The sequence below is a fragment of the Micromonospora sp. NPDC018662 genome (assembly GCF_044391475.1).
GTDB lineage: Bacteria > Actinomycetota > Actinomycetes > Mycobacteriales > Micromonosporaceae > Micromonospora.
In genome coordinates, this window is sequence record NZ_JBISAC010000004.1 from 314,234 (window position 1) to 327,788 (window position 13,555).

General features: G+C 75.0%; 13 protein-coding genes (1 of these 13 only partly in view). 7 read left to right on the top strand and 6 right to left on the bottom strand.

Going from position 1 to position 13,555, the window contains the following annotated elements; translation table 11 throughout:
• The 4 genes from ACH495_RS14960 to ACH495_RS14975 all read left to right on the top strand — a co-directional run.
• A protein-coding gene (locus ACH495_RS14960) for a glycosyltransferase family 4 protein (protein ID WP_396858285.1) crosses the window boundary here: on the top strand, positions 1-131 show its 3' portion. It extends 1,663 nt beyond the left edge of the window; the window shows 131 of its 1,794 coding nt (coding positions 1,664-1,794); the start codon falls outside the window, past its left edge; it ends in the stop codon at positions 129-131.
• Positions 128-1,696, top strand: coding sequence for a glycosyltransferase family 2 protein (locus ACH495_RS14965; protein WP_396858286.1), 1,569 nt, complete (start codon positions 128-130; stop codon positions 1,694-1,696). Before ACH495_RS14960 ends, ACH495_RS14965 begins: the two co-directional genes overlap by 4 nt.
• 3 nt (positions 1,697-1,699) lie before the next feature.
• Positions 1,700-2,983: a nucleotide sugar dehydrogenase gene (locus ACH495_RS14970; protein ID WP_396858287.1), complete on the top strand. Its 1,284-nt coding sequence runs from the start codon at positions 1,700-1,702 to the stop codon at positions 2,981-2,983.
• Between the two features lie 200 nt (positions 2,984-3,183).
• The gene (locus ACH495_RS14975; protein ID WP_396858288.1) at positions 3,184-4,932 is read left to right on the top strand and encodes a CDP-glycerol glycerophosphotransferase family protein; all 1,749 of its coding nucleotides are present in this window, start codon (positions 3,184-3,186) and stop codon (positions 4,930-4,932) included.
• Positions 4,933-4,989: 57 nt separating this feature from the next.
• Here the strand turns inward: ACH495_RS14975 and ACH495_RS14980 are convergent, their stop codons facing one another.
• Both ACH495_RS14980 and ACH495_RS14985 read right to left on the bottom strand, forming a co-directional pair.
• Positions 4,990-5,532, bottom strand: a complete 543-nt coding sequence (locus ACH495_RS14980) for an acyltransferase (protein WP_281939354.1) — start codon at positions 5,530-5,532, stop codon at positions 4,990-4,992.
• Positions 5,533-5,598: 66 nt separating this feature from the next.
• On the bottom strand, positions 5,599-5,937 hold the full coding sequence (locus ACH495_RS14985; RefSeq protein ID WP_396858289.1) for a DUF952 domain-containing protein: 339 nt from the start codon (positions 5,935-5,937) through the stop codon (positions 5,599-5,601).
• An 85-nt stretch (positions 5,938-6,022) separates the two neighbouring features.
• Between ACH495_RS14985 and ACH495_RS14990 the strand changes: the two genes are divergently transcribed.
• Together ACH495_RS14990 and ACH495_RS14995 are read left to right on the top strand one after the other, a co-directional pair.
• Positions 6,023-6,679, top strand: a complete 657-nt coding sequence (locus ACH495_RS14990; RefSeq protein WP_396858290.1) for a response regulator transcription factor — start codon at positions 6,023-6,025, stop codon at positions 6,677-6,679.
• A gap of 10 nt (positions 6,680-6,689) precedes the next feature.
• Complete coding sequence (locus tag ACH495_RS14995; protein ID WP_396858291.1) at positions 6,690-8,141, top strand: sensor histidine kinase; 1,452 nt, start codon at positions 6,690-6,692, stop codon at positions 8,139-8,141.
• Positions 8,142-8,147: 6 nt separating this feature from the next.
• On the opposite strand, the gene ACH495_RS15000 is transcribed toward ACH495_RS14995, so the two are convergent.
• From ACH495_RS15000 to ACH495_RS15015, 4 genes are all read right to left on the bottom strand, one after another.
• Positions 8,148-9,101 (bottom strand): TAXI family TRAP transporter solute-binding subunit, encoded by a 954-nt coding sequence (locus ACH495_RS15000; protein ID WP_396858292.1) that lies wholly within the window; start codon positions 9,099-9,101, stop codon positions 8,148-8,150.
• 55 nt (positions 9,102-9,156) lie between these two features.
• A complete protein-coding gene (locus tag ACH495_RS15005) occupies positions 9,157-9,807 on the bottom strand; it encodes a hypothetical protein (RefSeq protein WP_396858293.1) in 651 nt (216 codons plus the stop codon).
• Between the two features lie 108 nt (positions 9,808-9,915).
• Positions 9,916-10,713: a peroxide stress protein YaaA gene (yaaA, locus tag ACH495_RS15010; RefSeq protein WP_396858294.1), complete on the bottom strand. Its 798-nt coding sequence runs from the start codon at positions 10,711-10,713 to the stop codon at positions 9,916-9,918.
• A 22-nt stretch (positions 10,714-10,735) separates the two neighbouring features.
• Positions 10,736-12,325, bottom strand: a complete 1,590-nt coding sequence (locus ACH495_RS15015; protein WP_396858295.1) for a hypothetical protein — start codon at positions 12,323-12,325, stop codon at positions 10,736-10,738.
• 118 nt (positions 12,326-12,443) lie between these two features.
• Between ACH495_RS15015 and ACH495_RS15020 the strand changes: the two genes are divergently transcribed.
• Positions 12,444-13,484, top strand: a complete 1,041-nt coding sequence (locus ACH495_RS15020) for an App1 family protein (RefSeq protein WP_396858296.1) — start codon at positions 12,444-12,446, stop codon at positions 13,482-13,484.
• Positions 13,485-13,555 lie beyond the last annotated feature (71 nt).

The following is a 13,555-nucleotide window of genomic DNA, read 5'->3' on the forward strand; positions in this document are numbered from 1 at the left end:
CGGGGCGGGGGGGCGGGGGGGGGGGGCGGGGCCCCGCGGGGGCCCCGCCGCCGCCCCCCCCCCCCCCCCCCGCCCCCCCCCCCCCCCCCCCCCCCACGCCGGCGCCGGCGTCGGTGGAGGTGGGCGCGTGAGCCAGCCGGACGTGACGGTGGTGGTGGCCGTCTACAACACCATGCCCTACCTGACCGCCTGCCTGGACTCGCTGGTCGGGCAGACCATCGGCCGCGACCGACTGGAGGTCGTCGCGGTCGACGACGGCTCCACCGACGGCAGCGGCGCCGAGCTGGACCGCTACGCCACGCGCTACCCGGAGACGGTCCGGGTGCTGCACCAGGCCAACTCCGGTGGCCCGGCGGCGCCGAGCAACCTGGCGCTGGACCACGCCCGGGGCCGCTACGTCTTCTTCGTCGGCTCCGACGATCACCTCGGGCCGGAGGCGCTGGAGCGCCTGGTCGCCGCCGCCGACCGGTGGGACTCCGACGTGGTGCTCGGCCGGATGGTCGGCGCCAACAAGCGGTACGTGCACCAGGCGGCGTACGCCTGCACCGCGGAGCGGCTCGACCTGTTCGACAGCGCGCTGCCCTGGTCGCTGTCGAACACCAAGCTGTTCCGGCGGGACCTGGTCGAACGGCACGGGCTGCGGTTCCGCACCGACATGCCGATGGGCAGCGACCAGCCGTTCACGCTGGAGGCGTGCTTCCGGGCGAAGAAGATCTCGGTCCTCGGCGACTACGACTACTACTTCGCCGTCAAGCGGGACAACGCCCAGAACATCACCTACGCCAGCCGCTTCGAGGAGCGGTTGCGCTGCGCCGAGGAGCTGATCGCGTTCGTGGCCGGCCTGATCGGGCCCGGCCCGAAGCGGGACGCGGTGCTGGTGCGCCACTTCAGCTGGGAGGTGGCGAAGCTGCTCCGCGAGGAGTTCCTCACCCTCTCCCCGGACGTGCAGCAGCACGTCCACGACCGGGTCCGCAAGCTGGCCGAGGCGTACCTGACCGAGGGCGTGCTCGCCCGGATGGCGTCCGAGGAGCGGTTGCGCCTGGTCGTGGCGCGCGACGGCGGGCTCGACGCGCTGCGCGAGCTGATCGGGCAGCAGGCCGACAAGACGCTGCCCGAGGTGACCGTCGTCGACGGTCGCTGGTACGCCCACCACGTCGGGTTCCGCGACCCCGCGTTCGGCTACCCGGACGACTGGTACGACGTCACCGACCGGGCCGCCGCCCAGCTGGCGAAGCTGACCGCGACCGGGCTGGCCTGGGGGCGGGACGCGGCCGGCGCGCGGGCCCTGGTGGTCACCGCCCGGAGCCGGTGGGCCGAGCTGGCCGAGCTGAGCGCCGAGGCGCTGAAGGTCAGCGTGGGCGATCTCACGGGTGCCACGTCGGTGACGCCGGACGGGCCCGGTACCGTCGTACGGACCGACTTCGCGGTGGACCGGCTGTTGGCGGTCGTCGCGCCGAAGGGGGAACGGCGGACGGTCCGCGCCGAGGTGTCCGCGCTGGGCGGGGCCGGCTCGGCGCCGATGCGCACCGACCGACCCGTCGTCGCGCCCAAGCTGCTGGCCCGCCACGGCACCCGGCTGCACCTCGTCACGCCCACCACGAACCACAAGGGCCACGTGATCGTCGCGATCACACCGGTGACCCCCGGTCGGTTCCTTGCCCGCCTGCGCCGCATCTGGCCCTCTGGAGGAAAGTAGTTCATGAACATCTGCGTCGTCGCGCTCGGAAAGATCGGCCTGCCGCTCGCCGTGCAGTTCGCCTCGAAGGGGCACCGGGTGATCGGTGCCGACGTCTCCGAGCGGGTCGTCCAGCTGGTCAACGACGGTGCCGTCCCCTTCCCGGGCGAGGCCGACCTGGACGTCAAGCTGAAGGAGGCGGTGGCCGCCGGGCTGCTGTCGGCCACCACCGACACCGCCGCCGCGGTCGCCGAGTCGGAGGCGGTCGTCGTGGTCGTGCCGCTGTTCGTGGACGCCGAGGGCGTACCGGACTTCGGCTGGATGGACGACGCCACCCGGGCCATCGCCCGTGGTCTCAAGCCGGGCACGTTGGTCAGCTACGAGACCACGCTGCCGGTCGGCACCACCCGCAGCCGCTGGGCGCCGATGCTGGCCGAGGGTTCCGGTCTCACCGTGGGCACCGACTTCCACCTGGTGTTCAGCCCCGAGCGGGTGCTGACCGGCCGGGTCTTCGCCGACCTGCGCCGCTACCCGAAGCTGGTCGGCGGCGTGGACGAGGCGTCCGCCGCGCACGGCGTGCGGTTCTACGAGGCGGTGCTCGACTTCGACGCCCGCGCCGACCTGGACAAGCCCAACGGCGTGTGGGACCTGGGTTCGGCGGAGGCGTCCGAGCTGGCCAAGCTCGCCGAGACGACCTACCGGGACGTGAACATCGGCCTGGCGAACCAGTTCGCCCGCTTCGCGGACACGGTGGGCGTCGACGTCACCAAGGTGATCGAGGCGTGCAACACCCAGCCGTACAGCCACATCCACTCGCCGGGCATCGCGGTCGGCGGCCACTGCATCCCGATCTACCCGCGGATGTACCTGTGGAACGACCCGGCGGCGACAGTGGTCCGCTCGGCGCGCGAGGCCAACGCCGCGATGCCGGACTACGCGGTCGACCTGCTCGCCGCCGCGTACGGCGACCTGACCGGGGTGGGCGTGCTGGTGCTGGGCGCCGCCTACCGGGGCGGTGTCAAGGAGACCGCCTTCTCCGGCGTCTTCCCGACCGTGGAGGCGCTGCGTCGGCGCGGTGCGACGCCGTACGTCGCCGACCCGATGTACTCGAACGAGGAACTGGCCGCGCACGGCCTGCCCGGTTACGACGGTGAGCCGGTCGGGGCGGCGGTCATCCAGGCCGACCACGCGGAGTACCGCAACCTCACCCCGGCCGACCTGCCGGGCGTGACGGTGCTGGTCGACGGCCGTCGGGTCACCGACCCGGCCCGCTGGGCGGGCGTCCGCCGGGTGGTCATCGGCGGTTGATCCGGATGTGTGGTGGGCCCCGGCCGGACGGCCGGGGCCCGCTTCGTGCTGTGTCCGGTCGGGCACCGGGCGTGAAAGTCGTCGTCCGGTGTTCACCTGTCGGACACCCCGGCAATACTTGCGTCACTTGACCCGTTTAGGGTCGCAGCCGTCCGGTATCGGGCCTTGCCGACATCGGCGGGCAGACAGGGAGCGTGTCGTTGTTCAGCAGAGTACGCAGCCAGCAGGGCCTCGCCGCGGTGGGCGCGACGCTCCTCGGGTACGGCGTCATGATCCTCGCCGGGGCGTTCGGCCTGGTGGTCCCGTACGCGGTGGCCGCGGTGGTCGCGCTCGCCGGTGAACTGGCGCTCGCCACCCGGTACGCCGGGACCGCGGAGCTGCTCGCCAAGGCCGGGGTGGGGGCCACGTTCCGGCGGCTGCTGCGGGACCTGTCGGTGGTCCTGCTGGTGGTCGCCGCCGTGCGGCCCGCCGTCGCCGGCACGGTCGCGGTGCTGCTGCTGCCCGCCGCGCTGTGGACCCTCGCTGTGCTCACCACCGCCGTGACGAAGGCGATCGACGGGCGGGTCGACCCGCCGGCGTACACCCGCAACATCGACCTCGGCGCGCTGCGCCGGGTCCCGGTGCCGCCGGCCTGGGCGCGCGGGCTGGCCGGGCTGCGGATGCCGCTGCTCAACGTGCTGCTGGTGCCGGCGGCGGTGGTGGCCGCCGCCGTCGACCGGGTCGCCCCGGTGGTGCTCACCGCCGCCGTCACGCTGGTCGCCGGCCTGGTCACCGCCGCGGTGCTCGCGCTGACCGCGCTGCGCGGCCGGGGCGGGGCGCCGGGCGTGCTGCCCGCCGTGCACGCCTGGCTGGCCCGGGAGCAGCCCGAGGTGGCGCTCTACTTCGCCGGCCCGGCCAAGGACGTCTACCAGGCCAACATGTGGCTCGCGCCGCTGGCGGCGACCGGCCGCCGCACGGTGGTGCTGCTGCGCGCCGCGGACGCGTTCGACCAGCTCGCCGACACCCGGCTGCCGGTGGTCTGCGTGCCGGCCGGCGTCGACTTCATGAACCTCGACCTGGGCTCGCTGCGGGTCGCGCTCTACGCGGCAAACGTCGGCGCCAACATCCACCTGCTGCGCGAGCCGGGCGTGAAGCACGTCTTCGTCGGGCACGGCGACAGCGACAAGGCGGCCAGCGTCAACCCGTACAGCAAGGTGTACGACGAGGTGTGGGTGGCCGGTCCGGCCGGCCGGGAGCGGTACGCCCGGGCCGCCGTCGGCGTGCTGGACCGCGACATCGTGGAGGTCGGCCGCCCGCAGCTCGCCGGCGTGCACACGTTCGGCTCCGGCGCCACCGACCACACGTTCACCGTGCTCTACGCGCCGACCTGGGAGGGCTGGCTGGACGACGACCCCTACCACACCTCGCTGGTGCTGATGGGGGAGCGGATCGTGGCCGGGCTGCTGGCCGCCGGGAACCTGCGGGTGGTCTACAAGCCGCACCCGTTGACCGGCACCCGCTCGCCGAAGGCGAAGGCGGCGCACGAGCGGATCGTCGCCCGGATCCGGGCCGCCGGCGGCGACACCGATCCGACCTCGCTCGACGGTGCCGCGCACCTGGTGGTCACCGGCCGCACGCCGGCGCTGTTCGACTGCTTCAACGTCACCGACCTGCTGGTCAGCGACGTGTCCAGCGTGGTCTCCGACTTCGTGCAGAGCGAGCGGCCGTACGTGGTGGCGAATCCGGCCGGCCTGCCGGAGGACGAGTTCCGCCGGCAGTTCCCCACCGCGCGGGCGGCGTACCTGCTCTCGGCGGACTGCGGCGAGCTGGCCAAGATCCTGGACGTGACCCGGGCCGGCGACGACCCGATGACCGAGGCGCGGCGGGAGCTGAAGGAATACCTGCTCGGCCCGGCCGGGGCCAACCCGATGGACCGCTTCCGGGACGAGATCGGCCGGCTCTGCGGCTGACCGGCGCACCGACGCGCGGGGGCGACGACCGGTCCGGTCGTCGCCCCCGTGGTGCGTTCAGCCCTGCTGCGGCGGGTTGTCGACGTCCCGGGAGACGACCTCGCCCTTGGCGTCGACCCAGCCCTTGGGCCGGGCCGGGTTGCCGGCGACGAGCTGGTAGGGCTGGACGTCGCGGGTGACCACCGAACCGGCCGCGATCATCGCGTACTCGCCGACCTCGATGCCGCACACCAGCGTGGCGTTGGCGCCGATCGACGCGCCGCGGCGGACCAGCGTCGGCGTGATCGTCCAGTCCGGATTCTGGGCGCGTGGCCGGAAGTCGTTGGTGAACACCGCGCACGGGCCGACGAACACCTCGTCCTCGATGGTCACGCCCTGGTAGACCGAGACGTTGTTCTGGATCTTCACCCGGTCGCCGACCGTGACGCTCGCGTCGACGTACACGTTGCGGCCGATCACACAGCCGGCACCGACCTGGGCGCTCGACCGGATGTGGGCCAGGTGCCAGACCTTGGTGCCGTCGCCGACCCGGGCGCCGTCCTCGACGTCGGCCGTCGGGTGGACGAAGACGGAGGCGGACCGGTCGTTGCTGTCAGTCATTTCCACTCGCATCATTGCGGGGCGCGTCGCGCCGTCGGGCGGGGCTCGACGCAGCATAACGACCGCTCACCCGAGCAGTTCGGCCACCGCGTCGGCGGCCGGCCGGTCCGCCGGCAGCGCATGCGCGGCGATCACCGCGTCGACCGGCAGCGCGGCGTACAGGTGCGGGAAGAGCGCGCCGTCGCGGGACGCCTCCCAGCGCACCGCGTCGCCGAGCCGCGCCTCGTCCACCGCCAGCAGGGTGAGGCCGGTGACGCCGGCGAAGTGCCGGCGCGCGGTCTCCACCACCTGCTCGGCGGCGGAGAGGTGGAGGTAGCCGTCCTGCCGGTCCAGCGCGGTGCCGGCGAAGCTGCCGGCCGCCCGCGCCGCCCGCCACTCGTCGTCGGCGAGAATCTTGTAGATCACCACCGCAGCCTAGAACGGCCCTCGCGTCCGGGCGGCGCGTCTGCCACCATTCCGGGGGCAACTCGTCGAGCGGACGGAGACACGGGTGCGGATCCTCCTGGTCGAGGACGACCGTCGGGTCGCGGCGGCGCTGTCGTCCGCGTTGACCCGCCGGGGCTACCAGGTGGAGCACGCCGCCACGGTCGCCGCCGCGCTCTCCGCCGCCCCCTGCGACCTGGTGCTGCTGGACCTGACGCTGCCCGACGGCGACGGCACCGACCTGTGCCGTGAGCTGCGCCGGCGCAGCAGCCAGCTCGGCATCATCGCGGTGACCGCCCGGGGCGAGGAACGCGACCGGGTGCTGGGCCTGCGGCTGGGCGCCGACGACTACGTGGTCAAGCCGTTCTCGATGGTGGAGTTGCAGGCGCGGATCGAGGCGGTGCTGCGCCGCGCCGCGCACACCGTGCCGGAACGCCACCTGATCGAGGCGGGCGAGGTCCGCATCGACGTGGGCGGTCGGACGGTCAGCGTGGCCGGGCGGGCGGTGACGCTGACCCGCAAGGAGTTCGACATCCTGCTCTCGCTGGCCCGCCAGCCCGGGGTGGCGGTGCCCCGGGACCGCATCCTGCTCGACGTGTGGGGCACCACCTGGGCCGACCGGCACACCGTCGAGGTGCACGTCGGTTCGTTGCGCGGCAAGCTGGGCGACCCGACGCTGGTGGAGACCGTACGCGGGGTCGGCTACCGGCTCCGCGGCGCGTGAGGAGGCCCCGGTGCGCCGCCGGTTGGTGATCAGCTACCTGCTGCTGATGGTGCTGGTGCTGCTCGCGCTGGAGACGCCGCTGGCGGTCACGCTGGCCTCCCGGGAGACCGACCGGGTCCGCGCCGACCGGCTCGCCGACGCCACCCGCTTCGCGTCGCTGGCCGGCCCGGCGCTGCGCGGCGGCAGCCCCGGCCCGCTGGACGGGGAACTGGCCGCCTACGACGACCTCTACCGGATCGGCGCGGCGGTGGTGGACCGGGACCGCCGGACGGTGGCCGCGTCGTCCCGGTGGGAGCCGGGCGCGGGCACCGGCCCGGCGGTCGACACCGCGCTGTCCGGGCAGCAGTTCAGCGGCCCGGAGTCGGTCTGGCCGTGGGTGGACGGCCCGCTGGTGACCGCGGTCCCGATCAACGACGGCGGCGAGGTGCTCGGCGCGGTGGTCACCACCACCCCGGCGGACGCGGTACGTCGCACCGTCACGGTGTGGTGGCTGATGCTGGCCGGCATCGGCCTGCTCGCGGTGCTGGCCTGCGTCTCCACCGCGTTCGGGCTGGCCGGCTGGGTGCTGCGCCCGGTCACCGAGCTGGACGCGGCGACCCACGAGATCGCCGAGGGGCGCCGCACCGCCCGGGTCCGGCCCCGGCTCGGCCCGCCGGAGCTGCGCCGGCTGGCGACCAGCTTCAACCACATGGTCGACGCGGTCTCCGACGTGATGGACCGGCAGCGGGCGTTCGTCGCGCACGCCAGTCACCAGCTCCGCAACCCGTTGACCGCGTTGCGGCTGCGGGTGGAGGAGCTGGGGCCCAGCCTCACCGACCCGGACGGCCGGGCCGAGCACCGGTTGGCGCTCGAGGAGACCGACCGGCTGGCCACCGTGCTCGACGCGCTGCTCACGCTGGCCCGGGCCGAGCGGGAGGAGAACCAGCGGGTCACCGTGGACGCGGGCGCGGCGGCGGCGTCCCGGGTGTCGGCCTGGCTGCCGCTGGCCCGGCACCGGGCGGTCACGCTCCGGCTCGACCCGGTCGACACGCCGGCGTACGCCCGGACCGTGCCGACCGCCATCGACCAGGCGCTCGACGCGCTGATCGACAACGCGGTCAAGTTCAGTGGCGCCGGGGGAGAGGTGACGGTGACCGTACGCCCGGCCGACGGCGGGACGACGCTGACCGTGACCGACACCGGTCCCGGCATGACGGCCAGCCAGCTCGACCAGGCCACCGAGCGGTTCTGGCGGGCACCGGACGTGCAGAACGTGGACGGCGCGGGGCTGGGGCTGACCATCGCCGCGGTGCTCGTCGATGCCTCCGACGGGCGGCTCACCATGCGTCAGGGCGAGCCCCGGGGCCTGGTCGCCGAGCTGTGGTTCCCGGCGCCGCCGGACGATCCGGGCGCCCCCGGCGGCCTCGACGCGGCCGACGAGCCGGCCGCGCCGGAGCGCCACGACGAACCGGTCGGCCGCTGACCCGGGTCAGGGCTTGGCGTCGCGATACCACTGCACCGCGCCCGGGTGCAGCGGCAGTGGGGTGGTCACGATCGCCGACCGGGGGCTCATCCGGCCGGCTGCCGGGTGCGCGGCGGCCAGTTCCTCCCGGCGTTCCATCAGCAACCGGGTCACCTCGCGCACCAGCTCGGCGGGCAGGCTGGCGCGGACGATCAGGTAGTTCGGGTTCGCCACCGTGCTGACCGGATCCGCCTGGTAGACCGAGCGGGGAATGTCCCGGGTGACGTAGACCTGCCCGTACGCGCGCCGCAGCGGCTCGGTCCAGTCGCCCAGGTCCACCATCCGCAGCGAGGTCCGCTGGGCCAGCTCGGCGACGCCGCGCACCGGCAGGCCGCCGGAGAAGAAGAACGCGTCGATCCGCCCCTCGCGCAGCGCGGCCACCGAGTCGTCCAGCCCCAGGTGCTCCTGACGGACCCGGTCACCGCCGAGCTGCGCCACCGCCAGCAGCCGGGTGGCGGTGACCTCGGTGCCGGAGCCGTCGGCGCCCACCGAGATCCGCCGGCCGCGCAGGTCGCCGAGCGTGCGTACCGGGCCGCCGGCGGTGGTGACCAGGTGCAGCAGGTCGTCGTAGACGCGGGCCACGGCGAGCACGGCCGGGTGGGCCGGCTCCCGGGGCGGCAGCACGTCGGCCTGGGTGAAGCCCAGTTCCGCCTCGCCGGCGCCGACCAGCCGGACGTTCTGCGCGGAGGCGGCGGTCACCACCACGTCGGCCCGTACGCCGGGCAGCTCCCGGTTGAGCAGCGCGGCCAGCGACTGGCCGAAGGCGTGGTAGACGGCGGTCGGGCTGCCGGTGGCGATCCGGATCCGCACCGGCTCGGTGGGCTCGTCCCGGCAGCCGGCCACGCCGACGACGAGCAGCAGCAGCAACGCCAGCGGGGCCGCGGTCCGGCGCCGGCCGCGCACAGACCAGTGTCGGCTCACGCGCTGCACTCTGCGCCGTGCACCCGCCGCCGCGCAAGCCCGCTGGCGGTGACGGTCAGCCCAGGGCGGCGCTCTCGGTGATCCGGGCCCGGTGCTCGCCGTTGGCGACGCTCACCAGGAAACAGCCCGAGCCCGGCCGCAGCGCCGCCGGCACCTCCAGCAGCGCCGCGCCGCGCACCAGCACCGCCGCCAGGTCCCGGTCGGTGAGCCGGATGCCGAGGCAGTGCCGGCGTACGTGCCGGCCGCCGGCGAGCAGCGCGGCCCGCCAGACCGCGGTGGCCAGTCGGGGACGCCAGATCCGGCGGGCCGCCGACGCGCCCGGGAACGGCCCGCCGAGCAGCTCGCGGCGACCCTGCCGCCAGCCGGCCGCCAGCAGGTTCGCGTACGTCGGCCGGTGCTCCGGGGGCACCGACAGCCGGTGCAGCTCGTACCGGCGGCGCAGCCCACCGGTGGCCAGCTCGTGCCCGACCGGCACGTCGAGCCGGCGCAGCAGCTGCCGCATCCGGTGCGCCGCGTCCTCCCGGTTGAACTCGGCGATCCCGCCCCGGTACGGGTCGACGTCGAGCCGGCGGCCGGCGGCGGCCGGCGGCGTCGTGCAGCGCACCAGGCAGGCGAGTTCGAAGGCGTCGGTCAGGGTCGGCCAGTCCAGCGGCGGGGGCGACGACGGGCGCGGCCGGTCGAGCAGCGTGGTGGGCTCGGAGAGCATCGGCACAGCTCCTTGGTCGGCGTGGGGGTTCCCCTACCGTGGCCCCTGCCGTCCGCCCGGGAAACCGCTACGCCCGAGCCTTGAGCAAAACTTGCGCGAAGCCGCGCCTCAGAGTTCGGTGACGACCACGTCGAGCTGCCGGGGTCGCCCGGCCGCCCGAGGGCCCTCCTCGACCGTGTACTTCAGCTCGCGCAGCGCCCCCACCAGCGCGTCCGCGCTGCGCGGGCGGGCGTCGGCGAGAAGCAGGTCCCGGACCAGCCGGCCCTTGGTGGCCTTGTTGAAGTGGCTCACCACCGACCGCACCGGTGCGGTGTCCACCAGCCGCTCGTGCAGCACCCGCACCGTCACCGTGCGGTCGGCGACCGGGCCGCGGGGCGTCCAGGTGGCCGCGTACGCGCCGGAGCGCAGGTCCAGCACCGGGCCGCGACCCGCCGCCGCCGTCACGGCCGGCTCCAGCGCGGCCCGCCAGTATGCCGACAGCGCCCCGAGCCCGGGCAGACGCGCCCCGATCGGGCAGCGGTACGGCGGCACCCGGTCGGTGAGCCGCACCGCGCCCCACAGGCCGGAGCTGATCAGCACCGACCGGCGGGCGGCCCGCTGCGCCGCCGGGGTAAGCGTGGCCAGGTCGAGCGCCTCGTAGAGCACCCCGGTGTAGAGCCGCCCGGCCGGGGCGGTCGCCGCCGCCCGCAACCGCGCGTTGCGCCGCAGCTCGCCGCGCTGCCCCTCGCTGAGACCCAGCGCGCCCAGGGCGGCGGCCTCGTCCGGCCCGGCGCACAACTCGACGAGCGCGTCGAGCACCGCGTCCCGGGCCGGGTTCAGCTCGGGCAGGGAGAGCCGGGACAGGTCCAGCCGACGGCCGGTGCCGGCCTCGGCCTTGCCCTCGGACGGGGGCAGCAGGATGAGCATCGGCACAGCGTACGGCCGGACCTCAGCGCCACGGCCGCACGGCGTGCTCCGGGTGGTACACGCGACTGTGCCCGACCTCGGCCACCACCGCCGCGTCGGCCCGCCCGCCCAGCAGCCGCCGCAGGCCCCGCTCGGCCGGCGACCCGACCGCCACCACGTACCCGGGCCGGGCCGCCCGTCCCACCCGCTGCCAGTACGCCGGACAGCGGTTCTGCCCCGGCCTCAGGTTGTCGTCCAGCACGCCGCAGGCCACCGCCTCGCCGGTGTTGAAGATCAGCCGGTGGCAGGTCCAGTAGTCGCCGTACACCTCGTGCAGCCCGGCCCGCAGCACCGCGCCGGCCAGCCGGCGGGCGTCCCGCTCGTCGGCGCGTACCCCGGGCAGGCCGGCCAGGAACGCCGCGGTGCCGGCCAGCGTGGCGGCGGTCAGCCCGGCCAGCACCGCGGCGGCCGGGACGCCGCGCAGCCGGGCCGCCCGGCCGGCGGTGGCGCGCAGCGCGGGCACGGCGGCCCGCCACAGCGGCCAGAGCACCGCCGGCAGCGAGATCTGCAACACCGACAGGTAGCGCGCGTTGGCCAGCGGGTCGGTCGCGGCGAGCGGGCTGCGTACGTACGCCAGCAGCGTCAACGCGGCGCCGGCGACCAGCGCCAGGATCGCCGCGGCCCGGACCCGCGCGGCCTGGTCCGCGGCCCGGCGGTACGCGACCACGCCGAGCCCGGCGGCGGCCAGCAGCAGCACCGGGTAGAGCGCGCCGAACCACTGCGCCCAGCCCGCGCAGCCGTCCATCGGGCAGAGCCCGGAGGCCAGCGGCACGCCCTCCAGCAGCCCGCCGTGCAGCCGCTCCGCCAGTGTCGGGGCGACCCCCTGCTTCGTGCTGATCTCCCGGAACACCGACAGCGAGTCCTGCCCGGGCGGCGCCACCAGGTTGTCCTTGACCACCGGCGCGATGCCCACGGCGAAACCGACGACCAGCAGCACGCCCGGCCAGCCGACCAGGTCCCGGGGGGCGGCCAGCACCAGCACCACGCCGGCCACCAGCAGGTAGGGCGTGATCAGCCAGTCCGACCAGAGCGCCAGCCCGGTGAGCAGCCCGAACGCGCCGGTGGCGAGCCAGCGGTGCCGGACCCGCCGCTCGCCGAGCGCGACGGCGAGCAGCAGCAGCGCCAGCACCGCCGGCTTGACCTCGGGCCGGCCACCGACCACGGTGAGCTGGTCCCGGACCACCCGCTCCGAGCCGAGCGCCAGCAGGCCCACCACGGCCACGGCCAGCCCGGGGGAGAAGAGCCGGCGGGTCAACCGGTACGCCAGCCACAGGAAGATCGCGTAGAGCGCGAGCAGCGGCAGCCGCAGCACCGGCCAGCTCGGCCCGGCCCAGCCCACCAGCGGCGCGGCGAGGTAGGACTCCAGCACCCCCATGTAGTGCTGGCCGTAGAGGAAGACCGGCCGTTCGTGGCCGCCGGCGATGTGCAGGGCGGCCAGGCCGAACGTGGCCTCGTCGCTGTTCGAGGCGGGCACCGTGAACAGCGTCAGCACCAGCCGGTAGCCGACCCCGACCGCGCCGAGCAGCAACGCCACCAGCGCCGACGCGTCCGGGTTGCGCTTCGCTGTCGACACGACCCTGCCCCCGTCGTCGCCCCGACCGCAGTGTGACACGCCGGCCGCCGGGTTCCGGGACGGATCGGCGTAGATCACTCGCGTGGCCGGGCCCGGCCGGTTGTGGCAGGGTTGCTACGTGCCACCCACACCACCGGACCAGCTCGCCGTGCCCCAACTGCACCGCGCCGCGCGCATCGAGGACGCGCTGCACGGCCTGTTGGAGCGCCGGTTGCAGCGCACCGGATGGCAGCCCAACATCATCGCGTACGCCGGCTACGGCGCGCCGGGCTGGGCGCGGGTGCTCTGCCGGGTGCTGCTGGGCCGCCCGGACACCCGCCGGCGAGGCCGGCTGGACAAGGTGCGCGGCTGGCGCAGCTTCGCCACCCTGCCGGCCAAGCACGCCCGGGTGACCATCGAGGTCAACGGCGTGCGCCAGGAGGTGACGGCGGACCGCAGCGGCTTCGTCGACACCGTCGTGGAGGGCGACTTCACCCCCGGCTGGGGCTGCGTACGACTGAGCGTGGCGGACGCCGAGCCGGTGGAGGCGCTGGTGCGCATCCTCGACCCGAACGTCCGGTTCGGCATCCTCTCCGACATCGACGACACGGTCATGGTGACCGCGCTGCCCCGGCCGATGCTGGCCGCGTGGAACACGTTCGTGCTCGACGAGCACGCCCGTAACGCCGTCCCCGGCATGGCGGTGCTCTACGAGCGCCTGGCCACCGCCCACCCCGGCGCGCCGGTCTTCTACCTCTCCACCGGCGCCTGGAACGTGGCGCCGACGCTGACCCGGTTCCTGTCCCGGCACCTCTACCCGGCCGGGCCACTGCTGCTCACCGACTGGGGGCCGACCGCCGACCGCTGGTTCCGCAGCGGGCGGGAGCACAAGCGGGCCACGCTGGCCCGGCTGGCGCGGGAGTTCCCCGAGGTGCGTTGGCTGCTCATCGGCGACGACGGGCAGCACGACCCGGAGATCTACCGGGAGTTCGCCGCCGCCCACCCGGACAACGTGGCCGGCGTGGCGATCCGGCGGCTGTCGCCGACGCAGTCCGTGCTCGCCGGCAGCCTGCCCGCGCCGCAGGGACGGTCCTCCTCCGGCCCGGTGGGCCAGAAGTGGCTGAGCGCCCCCGACGGCGCCGGCCTCTGGAAACTCCTCCGCGAAGCCGAGCTCGTCTAATCTCCCCCCACCCCCTTTTCGCGCGCTGATTCACGGAAAGTGTGGCTATTCCGCGCCGCTTAGCCACGCTT